This is a genomic window from uncultured Bacteroides sp. (assembly GCF_905207245.1).
GTDB lineage: Bacteria > Bacteroidota > Bacteroidia > Bacteroidales > Bacteroidaceae > Bacteroides.
The window spans coordinates 17567-33998 of sequence record NZ_CAJLKP010000009.1; the positions used below are offsets into that span (position 1 = coordinate 17567).

Genomic DNA, 16432 nt, shown 5'->3' on the forward strand with positions numbered 1-16432 from the left:
CTACGAGCTACAAGTCGCCGCGCCACTCGTAGCTTGTAGCTTGTAGCTAAAAACTAACAGATATGAAGAAAGACAGATTACTTTGGGTAGACGATGAAATCAGTTTGTTGCGACCGCACATCCTGTTTCTGGAAGGCAAAGGTTACGAAGTCGACACCGTAACCAACGGACAGGATGCGCTCGACCGCTGCCGTGCCACTACCTACGACCTCATCTTTCTGGACGAAAACATGCCCGGATTGAGCGGTCTGCAAACCCTGGCACTGATAAAAGAAATCTGCCCCACCGTTCCCGTCATCATGATTACCAAAAGTGAAGAAGAAAATATCATGGATATGGCTATCGGGCAAAAGATAGCGGATTACCTTATCAAACCCGTTAACCCCAACCAGATATTACTGTCACTAAAGAAGAACCTGCACCGCCGGGACATAGTCAGCGAAGCCGCACAGACAGGATATCAACAGAACTTCGGCAAGATAGGCATGCAAATCAACGATTCGCTGACCGCCGCCGACTGGATGGAACTATACCGCCGCCTCGTATACTGGGAACTGGAACTGGAAGCAACAGACAGCCCCATGAGTGAAATGCTTGCCATGCAGAAAGCAGAAGCTAACTCCGCTTTCGCCAAGTTCGTCAAGAAGCACTATGCGGACTGGGTATCAACAAAAGATGCTTCCCCTGACCGTCCACTCATGAGCCCTGACATCTTCAAACGTGTTCTTTTCCCGCTGTTGGACAAAGGTGAAAAGGTGTTCTTCATCGTCCTCGACAACTTCCGCTACGACCAGTGGCGAGTCCTTGCCAACGAGCTGTCCGGCTTGTTCAACATCGACGAACAACTTTATTTCAGCATCTTGCCCACTGCCACGCAATATGCCCGTAACGCCATCTTCTCTGGCCTGATGCCCGACCAGATAGCGCAGCTATTTCCGGAATTGTGGGTAGATGAGGACGAAGAAGAAAATAAGAACCTGAACGAAGCCCCGTTGATACGCACCATTATCGAGCGTTATCGCCGTAACGATACATTCTCTTACCATAAAATAAATGATGCCGCAGGTGCCGAACGCCTGTTGACACAACTGCCTGCACTGGCACAGAACGACCTTAATGTTGCCGTGTTCAACTTCATCGACATGCTGAGCCACAGCCGCACGGAAAGTAAGATGATACGCGAACTCGCCTCCACCGAGGCAGCTTACCGCAGCATCACGCTTTCGTGGTTCCGCCATTCACCGCTGAGCGACTTGTTGAAAGCGCTTGCCAGCCGCCAGTATCGTGTCATCGTCACTACAGACCACGGCAGCATCCGTGTAGACAACCCGGTAAAAGTGCAAAGTAACAGTAAAGAAATCAATGCCAACCTGCGTTATAAACTATCGCGCAATATGGCATACAATCCTAAACAAGTATTCGAAATCACCCGCCCCGCAGACATACACCTGCCCTCACCTAATGTGAGCACGCGTTACATCTTTGCCACCGGACGGGATTTCTTTGCTTATCCGAATAATTATAATCACTACGTCAGCTACTACACTGATACTTTCCAGCATGGGGGAATATCGATGGAGGAGATGATTATTCCGCTGATTACGTTGGGGGGACGAAGCTAATGGTAAATCTCCTACCACCTCCCCCTACGGGTACTCCTCCTCCCAGGAGGAGGAGGAAGAATTGAGATAGTCTACTAATAAATCACATAAGTTAAAGATAATATGGAAATCAAAATTCAATCTCTGGACCATATCCACGAAGCCGCCCGCGAATTTATTGCTGCAATGGGCGACAATACCGTTTTCGCTCTTTACGGAAAGATGGGAGCCGGTAAAACTACATTTGTCAAGGCACTTTGCCAAGAACTGGGCGTTGAGGACGTCGTTACGTCGCCCACGTTTGCCGTCATCAATGAATACCGCTCGGACATAGCGGGCGAACTCATTTATCATTTCGACTTCTACCGCATCAAGAAGCTGGAAGAAGTATATGACATGGGGTATGAGGATTATTTCTACAGTGGAGCGCTCTGCTTTATTGAGTGGCCGGAATTGGTAGAGGAACTGTTGCCGGGCAATACGGTACGCGTCACTATCGAAGAACTGGAAGACGGCTCACGCAAGCTGACAATGGAAAGCCAGGAATAAGTCACTATGAGCCAATACATCATTCAGGGAATTTTTGCAGTAGCCGGCATCATTTCATTGCTGGCTGCGGTGTTCGACTGGGAGTGGTTCTTCACTGCACGAAATACGCAGTTTGCGGTAAGGAGTGTAGGACGACAGCGTGCGAGGTTATTTTATGGAGTGCTGGGGGCTATCCTTATCGGGATGTCGGTGTTCTTCTTTCTGAATACGCCGCCGACATGATCCAAGTTATAAGTTGCGCTATGTGTGTGGGCGAATGATTATTTGCCCACACACATAGCGCTAATATACTTCTTATTGCCATCCCCCGCCGAGCGCCTTATACAGCCGTACCAGTGTTATCTGCTTATCCCGTATCGCATTGCTCAGCCCTATCTGTGCATCAAAATATCCACGCTGCGCATCCAGCACATCCAGATATCCGATAACCCCGTTGATATACTGCAACTGGGCCAGCTCCACATTCGTCCGTGCCGCCTGCTCCAATTGCAGACGCGACTCATAAATCTCCTTTATCTTGCTGAAATCCACAATCGCATTCCGTGCATCCTTAAAGGCAGTCAGCACCGACTTTTCATAAGCATAGACCTCCGCTTCATACGCCGCCTTCTTTGCCTTCAGCATCGCCCGATTCTTACCCATAGCAAACAAAGGCGTCAGCAATGAACCACTCAGGAAATGATAAGGTGACTTCAGGAAATCCGAGAACTCGGCACTCTCCAACCCGTAGTGGGCCGTCAAACTCAAACGGGGAAACATATTGGTATATGCAAGTCCCACTGTCGCATTCGCAGCAATCAGTTTCTGTTCCGCCTGACGCACATCCGGACGACGTTCCAGCAATGTGGAAGGAAGCCCCACAGGAAGACTTTCCGGCAGTTTCACCTCTTCCGGCAATACCGAACGCTCTATCTTCCGCGGATACTCACCCGCCAGAAAAGCAATGTCATTTTCTTTGATAGAAATCTTCCGCTCCAGGTCCGGCACCAGCGTTGCCGTACGTGCCAACTCCACCTGAGCCTGCTGATAAGAAGTCTCCGAAGTCAGACCACCCTCAAAACGGAGCTTCGCCAGCCGGACACCCTCTTTACGGGCACCGAGTGTCTGGCGTACAATTGCTAATTCGTTATCCAGCGCCACCAACTCAAAATATGCCTGCGCCACTTCTGCCACCAGACTCATTTTCAAGGCACGTTGCGCTTCTATCGACCCCAGGAAGTCCGCCATGCTCTTATCCTTCGCCCAGCGCAGATTTCCCCAAAGGTCTACCTCCCACGAAACGATTGCTTTGGCTTCATAACTCCGGTCTGAATCGTAATTATCACCGCCATAGTTCTCCGCCTCCTTGTCTGCATACAGCTTGCCGCTGACTTGCGGGAAGAGATTAGCAAAGTCTATGCGCTTCATCGCCGCCAGTTCCTTCACCCGTGCAGCAGCAATCTTCATATCCTTATTATATTCAAGCGTCCGCTCGATGAGCGCTTGCAGGGTAGTATCAGTGTAGATGGTCCACCACTGTCGGTCGGCAATGGAAAGTGTATCCTGTTCCGTAGAGTCGAGTTGCTGCGGCAGGTCCAGTTCCGGACGCGCATAGTGTTTACCCAACTGGCAGGAACTAAGCACCACTGCCAGCACCATCATATAGTATATCGTATATTTTCTTTTCATAACTTATCGTTTAAATCGCTTCGTAACTTTCTTAATATTCGTACCTTTCGCTTTTGCTTTCGCCTTATAAATCAGCACGAAGAAGAACGGTACCAGCAAGATACCTACTGTCACAGCCAGAATCATTCCGAAGAACACGCCTGTACCGATAGCCTGACGGCTTGCCGAACCCGGTCCGCTGGCAATCACCATCGGCAACATACCGAGAATAAATGCCAACGACGTCATCAGGATAGGCCGGAAACGCAACTGCGATGCATGCAGAGCAGCTTTCACCACATTCGCCCCACGGTCCACCTGTTCTTTGGCAAATTCCACAATCAGAATGGCATTCTTTGCTGCCAGACCGACCAGCATTACCAGTCCAATCTGGAAATAAACATCGTTTTCCAATCCGCACAGCCATACCCCGAGGTAAGCTCCCAATGCGGCAATCGGCAATGAAAGCAATACGGCAATAGGCACCGACCAGCTCTCGTAAAGTGCAGCCAGGAAGAGGAATACGAACAGGAATACCAATGCCAGCACCATGGCAGTCTGTCCACCTGCCTGCTTCTCCTGATAAGAAAGTCCACTCCATTCCACACCGATATTGTCCGGCAAGTGGTCACGGGCTATCTGCTCAATGATTTCCATTGCCTGACCGGAACTGTAACCATCGGCAGCCTCACCACGAATCACGGCACTGTTGAACATATTGAAACGCTTGATGCTACCCGGCCCCGTGGTGTACGAAGTTGTTCCGAGGGAAGTCAACGGTATCATTACATTATCCGCACCACGCACGAAGAAGAGGTTGATATTCTCTTTATGTTCCCGATAGGGAGCTTCCGCCTGAATGTACACACGATAGATACGGTTGAACATATTGAAGTCGTTCACATATACCGAACCGGTATAGGCCTTCATGGTTGAAAACACATCCGCCAAGGGTACACCCGCCAGTTTCACCTTATCCCGGTCTACATCGAAATAAAGTTGCGGAATATCCGCCTGCAAAGAAGATGAAAGTCCCGACAACTCCTTGCGTTGCGATGCGTAATACATCAGTGTGTCCGTTGCCTGTACCAAGTTGTCGAAAGTGGCATCACCACGTGCTTCAAGCTGCATCTCGAAACCACCGGAACTTCCCAATCCCGGAATGACAGGAGGCGTAGAGAGATACACTTTACATTCGGGATATTCCTGAAGGTCTTTCTTCACTTGCGCCATTACATCATCAATGGTCTGTCCGTCCCTTGCTCCCCAAGGTTTCATGATGACAGTCAGTTCACTGCGTGCCTGACTGCTGCCTACACGCGGGCTGCTGCCCACTACGCTTTGCACATATTCCACAGCCGGGTTCAACATCAGATATTCCACTGCACGTTCCGATACAGTACGCGTCCGTTCCAATGTGGCACCTTCGGGCAATTCCAGTTCTACTTTGAAATATCCCTGATCTTCCACAGGCAAGAAGCTGGTCGGAATCAGCCGGTTCACCAGGAAAATGGCTATCAATACTATACCGAATGCTCCCAATACCCTACGGGGATTGCCTATCACGCGTGAAATCTGACGCACGTATTTGCGGTTACCCATATTCAATGCATAGTTGATATAACGGAATACGATGTTTTTCCGTTTGTGGGAGTCCGGTTTCAATATCAACGAACACATCACCGGGCTCAGTGTCAGTGCAACTACCGTAGAAAGCAATACGGAAACCACAATCGTCACCGTAAACTGGCGGTAAAGTTGTCCTGTGATGCCACCGAGGAAACTAACCGGAACAAATACTGCTGCCAACACCAGTGACGTAGCGATAATTGCTCCCGTCAGTCCTTCCATCGCTTTCTTCGTGGCTTCGTAAGGCGGTAGTTTCTCTTCGTGCATGATACGCTCCACATTCTCCACCACCACAATGGCATCGTCCACTACTATACCGATGGCAAGCACCAGTCCAAGCAACGTAAGTATATTGAGCGAGAAACCGAATATCAACATGAAACCGAATGTACCAATCAAAGAAATAGGTACCGCCACAATCGGAATCAATGTGGCACGCCAGCTTTGCAATGACAGGAACACTACGATAATCACCAGTGCCAAAGCCTCAAACAACGTCTTATATACCTCATGGATAGATTCCGAAATGTACGTTGTCATATCGAACGGTATCTCGTAACTCAATCCATCAGGAAAATTGGCGCTAATCTCATCCATCGCCTTTTTCACATTCTCCGCTACTTCCATAGCATTGGCACCCGGCAGCATATAGATACCCAGCACCGCTGCATTCTCACCATTGATGCTACTCTCTGTATTGTATGAAGAAGCCTCCAGAGATATGCGTGCCACATCGCGCAAGCGAATGATAGAGCCATCCGCATTGGCACGTATCACGATTTCTTCAAACTGCGCAACAGTAGACAGACGTCCCTGTGTAGTGATAGGAATAGTGATATCCAATCCTTTCACCGGTTGTTGTCCAAGCACACCGGCGGCGGACTCACGGTTCTGGTCCTTCAGCGCATTCTGCAAGTCGGCTACGGTCAGTCCGAAATTAGCTAACTTATCCGGCTGCACCCAAATCTGCATAGCGTAGTAGCGGCTACAGATATTCGATACACGGCCTACACCGGGAATACGACGAAGCAAATCGAGCACGTTCAGTGTAGCAAAGTTACTCAGGTAGATTTCATCAAATTTCGGATCGGAAGACCTAAGGCAGATGGTCATCAACTGGCTGGCTGCCTGCTTTTCTACCGAAATACCGTTTTGTACCACTTCCGCCGGAAGACGGGACTCCGCCAGTTTCAGACGGTTCTGAATTTCCACTGCTGCCAAATCAGGGTCAGCAGAGATGTCAAACGTCACTGTAGCCGAAAAGCCACCGGAGTTGGAACTGTTGGACTCCATATAGAGCATTCCCGGTGTTCCGTTCAATTCCTGTTCGATAGGTGTGGCTACTGCCTGAGATACCGTCAGTGCACTGGCACCCGGATAGGATGCGCTGATTTTCACTACCGGCGGCGTAATCTGTGGATATTGGTCAATGGGAAGCATCGACAATCCGATGATACCCACAATGACAATCAGTATGGAGATGACAGCCGAGAATACCGGTCTGTCTATAAAGAAACTTACTTTCATATGCGTCTGTTTTACGTTCGTCAATTACTTCTCAGTCTTAACCGTATCCGGTGTCTGACTTTGTTCCTCATCTTCTTTCTTCAACAGGGCATTGTTAACCTTAACTTTCATACCCGGACTCAGCTTATGGTATCCTTCCACCACGATGGTTTCACCCGGCACTAAACCTCTTTCCACTACCACCTGATTCTGGAATTCCGGTCCCAGTTCAATAAAGCGCCGTTCTACGGTGGAGTCGCGACGCATCACAAACACGAAAGCACCACCCTTTTCGATGATTACCGATTTCAGGGGAACAACCGTTGCATTCTCACGGACATCCAGCAACAGCTTCACCTTGGTGAACTGTCCCGGCAGCAACACATGTTTTGGATTGGGCATCTCGGCACGAACAGAGAATGTACCGGTGCGAGGGTCAACCTGCGGTTCGGCAAAGTCAACCAAACCTTTGAACGGATAAACCGTATTATCGGCAAGTGTTATAGAAATATTCGGTTGCCAGGAACGGGTGGAGTCTTTTTGTCCCAAGTTCACGTTGCGCTCTTTGGTTTTCAGATAGTCCAGTGCAGTCATACTGAAATCAACCAGTACCGTATCACTCTTCACGATAGCTGCCAGCAGCGACTTGCCACCTGTACCTACCAGTGTACCAAGGTCTACATAGCGTTCACTGATATGTCCTGATAACGGAGAGCGAACAATTGTATACCCTAATTCCAGTTCCGCCTGATCCAAATCAGCCTGGCTCATGGCTACGCTGGCTTGCGCTGTTTCATAAGCCGCTATCGCATTATCCAAATCCAACTGGCTGGCAGCATTCTGTTCATACAGCGGTCGGATACGTTCCAAATCACGTTGCGCCTTGCGGGCCTGTGCTTCATCCTTTTTCAGTTGTGCCCGTGCCTTATCAGCCTTGGCTGCATACTGGTCGCGATTAATAACAAACAACACCTGGTTCTTCGTCACATAGGTACCTTCTTCAAAGAGCATATTTTCCAGATACCCTTCTACACGGGCACGTACCTCAACAAACTGTTGAGCGCGAATACGTCCCACATATTCACCGTAGATTTCTACATCGTCCTGTGTCACCGGTTCTACGGCCACTACCGGCAGATCCGGTGCTGGCGCAGGACGATGGGTGACGAACCAGTAAATCCCTACTAACAATACTATACCTATTGCGGCAATCACTGCCTGCTTCTTCGTTATTCTGATTTCTCTCTTTTTGAAAAACGATTTCATAAGCTCTCTGTTTATGTTAATGTTAAAAACCCTATAAATAAAAAACACAACTGGCGTGCCAAAGTTCGCTAACTATACCTTTATTCTTCATTGCCAAAGCATTAAATGTCTGAATGGAAATTACCGAAGTGTGGAATCCACTCTACAAGTGTGGAATAATTCCACAAAAAAAGTCCGAACGAAATGTCCGGACTCTCTTTTTACTTACTGAAACTACTTATTCGTCATCATCCAATGACTCTGTATATTCCAGTTCCCCTTGAACCACGAACAGAATCTCTTCCGGATCATAGTCACCCATCTCGTCTTTATGAGCTTCCTTGATGATGTAATCTACAATCTGTCCCAGGTCGACTTCGACGCATCCTTCTTCATCCGGCTCTACATCGAGAATGCCGCTTTCAGAATAATACTCATCAATCAGATCGAGGAAATAATAGAATTCGTCGTCAGAGAACTTCTCCTTTAACTCCTGCGGCAAATAATTTTTGATGTATTCGATGGTCTTTTCATCATCGAGGTCATCCTTTAAGAAATCGTCTTCCAGTCCCATAATAGTTAGTTTTTTAGGGGTGAATACCTTATTTTTATGAACGCTCCTTACAGGAACATTTTCTTTATCTTTTCGTCAAAAGCTGATTTGGGCGCAGACCCTACCTGCTTATCAACCAACTCGCCGTTCTTGAAGAACAATACGGTAGGAATGTTACGAATGCCGTATTCTGCAGGCAGATCGCTGCTTTCATCCACATCGCACTTACCGATGATTACCTGGCCGTCATACAATTCTGCCAGTTCGTCAATAATAGGACCTACCATCTTACAAGGACCACACCAGGGAGCCCAAAAGTCAATCACTACAGGTTTACCCTCTGCCAGGATTTCCTTATAGTTGCTGTCTGTAATTTCTAAAGCCATTTCTTTAATTATTAATTGTTAATTTTTAATTATCAATTTGGTATCTCATTGATGAAGCAAAGATACTAATTTATCCGGAATTCCAGTTCGGGACGTTCATTTAAATAAGAGATTAAATCACGTCCTACGGAAAGCTTCACCGGACGGGAAATCATATCCACTACAGTTTTACTGTCCGGATCGCTCACTTTAAAATATAACTCTGTCGTACCGGGATGCCCTTTCATCAGCGCTGCAAGCTCTGTTACCAAAGCCTGGTTCAGTACGGAAAGCGGTATCAATATGGTGATTTTGGAAATCAGTTTTTCCTTCACATCGGGCAATAACTCCATAGAAGTGATTTTAACTTCCAACTCATCCTGCCGCCACTGCTTGGGCTGGCAACGGGCTTTAATAAAGAGGAAAGTACGTTCACCCAGATACCCCTGATAGGTCACCCAGTCATTACCGAAGAACGGGAGTTCTGCAGAACCAGAATAATCTTCAATCTTGGCGATACCATAAGGATTACCGTTCTTACTGATACCCCGGCGCACGGAAGTCACAATACCTCCCATCGTGATTTCGCGTCCGGCAAGCGCCGCTTTATCTTCCAACTCAGCCATGCGTGTGTTGCAAACGTGTTGCAATACAACGGAGTATTCATCCAGCGGGTGGGCGGAAAGATAGATACCTACCAGGTCGCGCTCCCTGTTCAAGCGGTCGAGGTCACTCCAACGTTCCGCCTCGGGGATTTCGGGGGTGGCTATATCCACTACATTATCCCCGCCGAATAGAGAGTTTTCTGCTGCTGACTTGTCGGCCTGATAACGGTTACCATAACGCACTAAAGTTTCCAGAAAGACTTCATTCTTAGAATTCACGGCAAAGTATTGCTCGCGCTTCAATTCTGGAAATTCATCGAAGCCACCTGCCAAAGCGAGGCATTCCAAGTTCTTCTTATTACAAGCCGTCAGATTGACACGCTGCACAAAATCGAATATACCCCTGAAAGGACCGTTCTTCTCACGTTCTTCCATGATATTCAGCACAGCACCTTCGCCCACACCCTTCACTGCACCAAGACCAAAACGGATATTTCCTTCCGGGTTAACAGTGAATTTCAGGTTACTCTCATTTACATCCGGCCCCAATACTTTGATGCCCATCGCCTTACATTCGTCCATCAACTTGGTGATATCAGTAATGTTCGACAAACTTCGGCTCATTACGGCTGCCATATACTCGGCAGGATAATTGGCTTTCAAATAAGCGGTCTGATAAGCTACCCACGAATAACAGGTGGCATGAGACTTGTTGAAAGCGTACGATGCAAACTTTTCCCAGTCTCCCCAAATCTTTTCGAGCACTTTCGGATCGTGTCCGTTCTTGCGCCCGCCTTCAACAAATTTAGGTTTCATGTGATCCAATTTGTCACGCAGCTTTTTACCCATCGCCTTACGCAAAGCATCAGACTCACCACGGGTGAAGTCAGCCAACAGACGGGACAAAAGCATCACCTGCTCCTGATATACCGTAATACCGTATGTATCTTTCAGATACTTCTCCATGACGGGAATATCGTACTCAATCGGTTTCCGCCCATGCTTACGGTCGATGAAGTCCGGAATGTAATCCATAGGCCCCGGACGGTAGAGGGCATTCATCGCAATCAAGTCCTCGAAAGTAGAAGGCTGCAACTCACGCAGGTATTTCTGCATACCGGCAGACTCGAACTGGAACGTACCGATGGTACGGCCATCACTATATAATTTATAGGTAACCGGATCGTCAATCGGCACCTTATCTATATTCAACTCCAGTTTGCGGTGCAAACGGATATTTTCTACGGCTTCCTTGATGATTGACAATGTTTTCAATCCCAGGAAGTCCATCTTAATCAATCCTGTATCTTCAATTACCGAACCTTCATATTGGGTCACGAGCATTTTCTCACCCGTTTCTTTGTCATCGGCTGTACTTACAGGCACCCAGTCTGTGATATCGTCACGGCAGATAATCGTACCGCAGGCATGTACACCCGTACCGCGTACGTTACCTTCCAACATCTTAGCATATTTCAGCGTATTACGCACCAATGGGTCGGGAGAAGCCTCCGCAGCCTGCAATTCCGGAACGTAATCAATAGCATTTCGCAAGTTCAGTTTCTTATCGGGAATTTTATCGGGGACAAGTTTTGCCAAACGGTCGGACTCCGAAAGGGGGAGTTTCTGCACGCGGGCAACATCCTTGATGGCAAGCTTGGTAGCCATTGTACCATAAGTGATGATATGCGCCACCTTCTCCTGCCCATACTTATTAGTTACCCAACGAAGCACTTCACCGCGTCCGTCATCATCGAAGTCAATATCGATATCAGGCAATGAAATACGGTCGGGATTCAAGAAACGCTCAAACAGCAAGTCATATTTGATAGGGTCGATTTTCGTTATCTGCAGACAGTATGCCACTGCCGAACCGGCAGCCGAACCACGACCAGGACCGATTGATACTCCCATACTACGTCCAGCAGCAATGAAATCCTGCACAATCAGGAAGTATCCGGGGAAACCCATTGTCTTCATGATGTGAAGTTCAAACTTCAACCGTTCCATAACTTCTTCCGACATAGGATCACCATAAAAAATCTTAGCACCATCGAAAGTCAGTTTGGCCAGGTAGTCCGCTTCCAACTTGATACGATACAGCTTTTCATATCCACCCAAGCGCTTGATTTTATCTTTGGCGTCCTCTTCACTCAACACCACATTACCATTCTCATCCTGGGTGAACTCATCGAACAAGTCTTTTTCAGTATATTTCTGCCGATACCCTTCTTCCGTCCCAAAGTCTTCGGGAATGGCAAAAGTAGGCATGATAGGTGCATGATCGATGGAATAGTATTCCACCTTATCCAAAATTTCAAGCGTATTGGACAAAGCTTCGGGAATATCGGCAAAGAGTTCATTCATCTCCGCCTTCGTCTTCATCCACTCCTGCTTGGTGTAAAGCATACGGTTGGGGTCATCCAGATCCTTACCGGTACTCAAGCAGATCAGACGGTCGTGCGCCTCGGCATGTTCCTCATTCACAAAGTGAACGTCATTGGAACAAATGAGTTTAATATCATACTTTTTGGCAAATTCTATCAGTTTGGCATTGGCCCGCTGCTGCAACGGATATGCTTCATGATTGGCGCGAGGTACAGTTGCCCTGTGCCGTTGCAACTCCAGATAATAGTCTTCTCCAAAGAGGTTCTTGTACCAACGCACGGCTTCTTCTGCGTCTTCCAACTGGTCGTTGAGTATCTTTTTAGGAACTTCACCACCGATACAAGCCGAACAGACAATCAATCCCTCGTGATACTTTTCCAATTCATTGCGGTCGGTACGGGGACGCATATAGTATCCATTTGTCCAGGCTCTGGACACCAGCTTTATCAGGTTGTGATAACCTTTCTCATTCTTTGCCAATACAATCAAGTGCCATCCGCTTTGGTCGGGTTTACCCTCCCTCTTGTCCATGGTGCGGCGCGCCACATACATTTCACAACCGATTATCGGCTTGAACAGTTTGTTTTCAGCTTCCGTAATCTTAGCGCGGCAGTCGGCAAGTTCCGCTTCCTTATCTTCGCAAGCTATCTCACCACTCTCGATGCCGGCAATCCGCTTCTTGAGATTCTTGATATCCCCTTTAGGACCGCTATTTTTCTTGTTAACATAATTAGTGAATTCCTTGATGCCGAACATATTACCATGGTCAGTTACGGCAATTCCCTTCATTCCATCCTTCATCGCCTTGTCAACCAGTGCACTTACGCTTGCCTGACCGTCGAGGAGGGAGTACTGGGTATGAACGTGCAAATGAACAAAATCCTGCATAAATATCTCCTTTCAATTGAGAGCATAAAAGTACAACCTATATAAGACCTAACAAAAATATTTCCCTAAAAGTTATCAACATCTGCATTTCTACAGCCAAATGCTTGTTAGATTTTCAAAATAAGTCTATTTTTGCGGATAATTTCTATTCATAAAGAATAAAACAACTTACATGAGTCGACTAAAGAAACTAAAAAAGATACGAATTCACCGCGAAGGGACACATACACTGGCCGGCAGCCTATTGTTGCTACTGGTAGTTAATTTCGCCTTGTATTATGGGCTTGAATGTAAATTACCGTTCTATATTGTAGCTGTGGTCAGTATCGTCCTGTATGGAATGCTGGTGAATTTCTTCCGATGCCCTATCCGCCTTTTTGAGCAGGAAGACACCGAAAAGATTGTGGTGGCACCTGCCGATGGCAAGATAGTGGTCGTAGAAGAAGTGGAAGAGAATGAATACTTCCACGACCGTCGCCTTATGATTTCCATCTTCATGAGTGTTATCAACGTTCATGCCAACTGGTATCCGGTAGACGGAACCGTGAAAAAGGTAGCACATCAGAACGGCAAGTTCATGAAGGCCTGGCTGCCGAAAGCCAGTACGGACAACGAACGCTCCATGGTGGTTATCGAAACTCCCGAAGGCGTGGAGGTAATGGCACGCCAGATTGCAGGTGCCATGGCGCGCCGCATCGTCACCTACGCCGAACCGGGCGAAGACTGTTATATCGACGAACATATGGGCTTTATCAAATTCGGCTCCCGTGTAGATGTTTACCTCCCATTGGGCACTGAAGTGTTTGTGAAGCTGGGGCAGACCACTACAGGAAACCAAACTGTGATAGCCAAACTAAAATAACTAAACAATGGCTAACTGTATTACCCGTCATATCCCCAATACATTGACGTGCATGAATCTGTTCTCAGGCTGTATTGCGTGTGTCATGGCGTTCGAGTTCAAATATGAATGGGCTCTCACTTTCATCATTATCAGTGCTGTATTCGACTTCCTCGACGGAATGTCGGCACGGCTTCTGAATGCTCCTTCCCCCATCGGAAAAGAGCTGGACTCCCTGGCGGATGACGTCAGTTTCGGAGTAGCCCCCTCACTTATCGTATTCTCTTTATTGCGTGAAACGACTTATCCCGGTTGGATGAGCGGCTTTCAGGAATATGTTCCCTATTTTGCTTTCCTCATTGCCGTATTTTCAGCATTGCGCCTGGCAAAGTTCAATATCGATGAGCGTCAAAGCAGTTCGTTCATTGGTCTGAACACCCCTGCCAACACCTTATTTTGGGCAGCGGCAGCGGCACAATACCATGACTGGCTGATACAAGGTGGCGCTGTCTTGTACGGCTTGCTGGTCTGCATTGTAATATTCTCCCTGTTATTGGTTTCCGAATTCCCGATGTTCGCCTTCAAACTGAAGAACCTCTCTTGGGAAGAAAACAAGATTCGTTATTTGTTTTTGATAGTCAGCATTCCCTTGCTTATCTTTGTAGGACTTGCTGCTGTCATCGGCTGGTACATCATTTTGTGCTGGTTTGTGCGGAAGAAACTCTAAACAAATCTCTGGCATGGTTGTTGTACTATCGTTCGTAAAGACGAACAATATATAAAAACGATTAGCCCATGTTTCACATCTTAGGATTTCTATTCATTATCATAGTCGTTATCCTGGTCATCGGACTCAGTATCATCGGCACTGTCCTCCGGAGTATCTTCGGATTGGGGAAGCGTCGTACCTCTTCAGGTAGTTATCAGAATGGAGGGGGGTATTCTTTCTCAGGTAATCAACAACAAAATTCTTCTTCACAGGCTAATGAAGAAGCCACTTCCTCTGAGGATGTCATTCACAGGAAGCACAAGAAGCTCTTCACCAAAGATGAAGGAGAATATGTGGATTTTGAAGAAATCAAAGAATAGTCTGTAAATTAAATCTTAGCCATACCGGTTAGGATATACTTACCTTTCAGATTATGTTCTTTCATATAAATTTGAACTTCCAGCCGGCAGGCTGACATCAGTGAATAGCCCGTTAATCTATCATTCATGGCTTTGATAAATGAATACTCGGTATCGTTGTGAATAAAAGATATACGATGATATTCCATTACATATGGTATTTTAAAGGTCTGTTGAATAGTCAAATATAGGGATAAAATGCGAAATATAGGTCAGAAAAAGGAACTATATTGAAATTCAGCGACGTTTTGTTACAAAGAAATCCTTCATAAGTGCGGCACAATCATCGGCAAGCACACCTTTCACCACCACCGTTTTCGGATGCAGAGCTTGCGGTGCATAGCACTGATAACCGCGCTTTTCATCTTCCGCACCGAATACAAGCCGCCCCATCTGCGCCCAAGCAATGGCACCGGCACACATCACACAAGGTTCAACAGTAACATAAAGGGTACATTCGTTCAGATACTTTCCGCCAAGGGTAGCGGCGGCGGCAGTAATCGCCTGCATTTCAGCATGAGCTGTTACATCGGTCAAGGTTTCAGTCAGGTTGTGGGCACGTGCAATAATACGCTCTTTGCATACAACAACCGCACCAACGGGTACTTCTCCCCGCTCCGCAGCTTTACTTGCTTCCGCAAGCGCCTGTTTCATATAAAAGCTATCGTCCAACTTCCTCCTGCCTTTAATTTTTAATTTTCAATTTTTAATTCTCTCCTATCTCCTCATATCATGCTCTCCGAAAAGAGTCGGATAATCTTCTTCCATATTTTTATGGATAAACATGAGAATAGTCTCCCGTAGCCAACGCGATTTGTTCGTTATCTTGTATCTCTCCAGATAACGGTCTACAATCCGTAGCTCTTCCTCGCTCATCAGACATACGATGCGCTGTTCACGTTTCGGTTCTTCGGGTGTTGCTTTCGCACACGTTTTATCTCTCTTTCTCATATTTCCTGCAAAATTAGTTTTCCTTCTGTAAATACAAAGCAGAAAAAACGTATTTTTGCATAGAAACAGCTAAAAAGCAGAACAAACATAGATATGGCAGCCCACAATGCCCTCGGAAAAGCAGGAGAAGATGCCGCAATGGCATATCTGGAACACAACGGATACACCATCCGCCACCGCAACTGGCGGAAAAACCGCCTTGAACTGGACATTGTGGCAGTCAAAGACGAACAACTGATTGTAGTGGAGGTAAAAACCCGCAGCAATACGGACTACGTTGAACCGCAGGATGCCGTCAATTGGCAGAAGGTACGTCACATTGTGGTGGCTGCCGATGCTTACATCAAGCATTTCAGCATCGATGCTCCCGTTCGCTTTGATATTATTACCGCTGTCGGCGAAGCTGGCGCATTTGAGATTGAACATATCAAGGATGCATTTTATCCGCCGATGTTCTGAGGAAATTGAGAATTGAGAATTAAAAATTGAAAAATGCCCCGTGGCATGATAACGTAGAACAAATAGTAACCAATATT

16 protein-coding genes are annotated in these 16432 nt (G+C 47.0%); 7 read left to right on the forward strand and 9 right to left on the reverse strand.

All coding sequences use genetic code 11. The annotated features are described in order from the left end of the window. The first annotated feature begins 62 nt into the window (after positions 1-62). The 3 genes from QZ135_RS04685 (at position 63) to QZ135_RS04695 (ending at position 2372) form a co-directional block, all read left to right on the forward strand. Positions 63-1622 carry a bifunctional response regulator/alkaline phosphatase family protein gene (locus QZ135_RS04685; protein ID WP_294606335.1) on the forward strand — a complete coding sequence of 520 codons (1560 nt, stop codon included), beginning with the start codon at positions 63-65 and terminating at the stop codon, positions 1620-1622. Positions 1623-1724: 102 nt separating this feature from the next. Beyond that, positions 1725-2150 carry a tRNA (adenosine(37)-N6)-threonylcarbamoyltransferase complex ATPase subunit type 1 TsaE gene (gene tsaE, locus QZ135_RS04690; RefSeq protein WP_294606337.1) on the forward strand — a complete coding sequence of 142 codons (426 nt, stop codon included), beginning with the start codon at positions 1725-1727 and terminating at the stop codon, positions 2148-2150. A 6-nt stretch (positions 2151-2156) separates the two neighbouring features. After that, positions 2157-2372: an immunity 17 family protein gene (locus tag QZ135_RS04695; RefSeq protein WP_294606339.1), complete on the forward strand. Its 216-nt coding sequence runs from the start codon at positions 2157-2159 to the stop codon at positions 2370-2372. Positions 2373-2444: 72 nt separating this feature from the next. Here QZ135_RS04695 and QZ135_RS04700 read toward each other — a convergent pair whose 3' ends face one another. From QZ135_RS04700 to dnaE, 6 genes are all read right to left on the reverse strand, one after another. After that, the gene (locus tag QZ135_RS04700; RefSeq protein ID WP_294606341.1) at positions 2445-3818 is read right to left on the reverse strand and encodes an efflux transporter outer membrane subunit; all 1374 of its coding nucleotides are present in this window, start codon (positions 3816-3818) and stop codon (positions 2445-2447) included. A gap of 3 nt (positions 3819-3821) precedes the next feature. Then, entirely contained in the window at positions 3822-6953 is a 3132-nt protein-coding gene (locus QZ135_RS04705) for a multidrug efflux RND transporter permease subunit (protein WP_294606342.1), read from the reverse strand. Between the two features lie 24 nt (positions 6954-6977). Continuing rightward, a complete protein-coding gene (locus tag QZ135_RS04710; protein WP_294606343.1) occupies positions 6978-8198 on the reverse strand; it encodes an efflux RND transporter periplasmic adaptor subunit in 1221 nt (406 codons plus the stop codon). A gap of 217 nt (positions 8199-8415) precedes the next feature. Beyond that, the gene (locus QZ135_RS04715) at positions 8416-8751 is read right to left on the reverse strand and encodes a hypothetical protein (protein WP_009131849.1); all 336 of its coding nucleotides are present in this window, start codon (positions 8749-8751) and stop codon (positions 8416-8418) included. Positions 8752-8798: 47 nt separating this feature from the next. Further along, positions 8799-9116 carry a thioredoxin gene (gene trxA, locus QZ135_RS04720; RefSeq protein WP_025832963.1) on the reverse strand — a complete coding sequence of 106 codons (318 nt, stop codon included), beginning with the start codon at positions 9114-9116 and terminating at the stop codon, positions 8799-8801. A 65-nt stretch (positions 9117-9181) separates the two neighbouring features. After that, the gene (gene dnaE, locus QZ135_RS04725) at positions 9182-12976 is read right to left on the reverse strand and encodes a DNA polymerase III subunit alpha (RefSeq protein WP_294606344.1); all 3795 of its coding nucleotides are present in this window, start codon (positions 12974-12976) and stop codon (positions 9182-9184) included. Between the two features lie 172 nt (positions 12977-13148). Here dnaE and QZ135_RS04730 point away from each other — a divergent pair, with 172 nt between their 5' ends. The 3 genes from QZ135_RS04730 (at position 13149) to QZ135_RS04740 (ending at position 14906) form a co-directional block, all read left to right on the forward strand. Continuing rightward, positions 13149-13838: a phosphatidylserine decarboxylase family protein gene (locus tag QZ135_RS04730; RefSeq protein ID WP_294606345.1), complete on the forward strand. Its 690-nt coding sequence runs from the start codon at positions 13149-13151 to the stop codon at positions 13836-13838. Between the two features lie 7 nt (positions 13839-13845). Continuing rightward, positions 13846-14544 (forward strand): CDP-diacylglycerol--serine O-phosphatidyltransferase, encoded by a 699-nt coding sequence (gene pssA, locus QZ135_RS04735; RefSeq protein WP_294606346.1) that lies wholly within the window; start codon positions 13846-13848, stop codon positions 14542-14544. Between the two features lie 68 nt (positions 14545-14612). Then, positions 14613-14906, forward strand: a complete 294-nt coding sequence (locus QZ135_RS04740; protein WP_294606347.1) for a DUF4834 family protein — start codon at positions 14613-14615, stop codon at positions 14904-14906. Between the two features lie 8 nt (positions 14907-14914). On the opposite strand, the gene QZ135_RS04745 is transcribed toward QZ135_RS04740, so the two are convergent. The 3 genes from QZ135_RS04745 to QZ135_RS04755 form a co-directional block, all read right to left on the reverse strand. After that, the gene (locus QZ135_RS04745) at positions 14915-15094 is read right to left on the reverse strand and encodes a hypothetical protein (RefSeq protein WP_294606348.1); all 180 of its coding nucleotides are present in this window, start codon (positions 15092-15094) and stop codon (positions 14915-14917) included. A gap of 88 nt (positions 15095-15182) precedes the next feature. Beyond that, positions 15183-15599 carry a nucleoside deaminase gene (locus QZ135_RS04750; RefSeq protein WP_294606349.1) on the reverse strand — a complete coding sequence of 139 codons (417 nt, stop codon included), beginning with the start codon at positions 15597-15599 and terminating at the stop codon, positions 15183-15185. 63 nt (positions 15600-15662) lie between these two features. Beyond that, the gene (locus QZ135_RS04755) at positions 15663-15896 is read right to left on the reverse strand and encodes a hypothetical protein (protein WP_294606350.1); all 234 of its coding nucleotides are present in this window, start codon (positions 15894-15896) and stop codon (positions 15663-15665) included. Between the two features lie 93 nt (positions 15897-15989). Here QZ135_RS04755 and QZ135_RS04760 point away from each other — a divergent pair, with 93 nt between their 5' ends. Beyond that, positions 15990-16355, forward strand: coding sequence for a YraN family protein (locus QZ135_RS04760; RefSeq protein ID WP_294606351.1), 366 nt, complete (start codon positions 15990-15992; stop codon positions 16353-16355). The last annotated feature ends 77 nt before the right edge of the window (positions 16356-16432 follow it).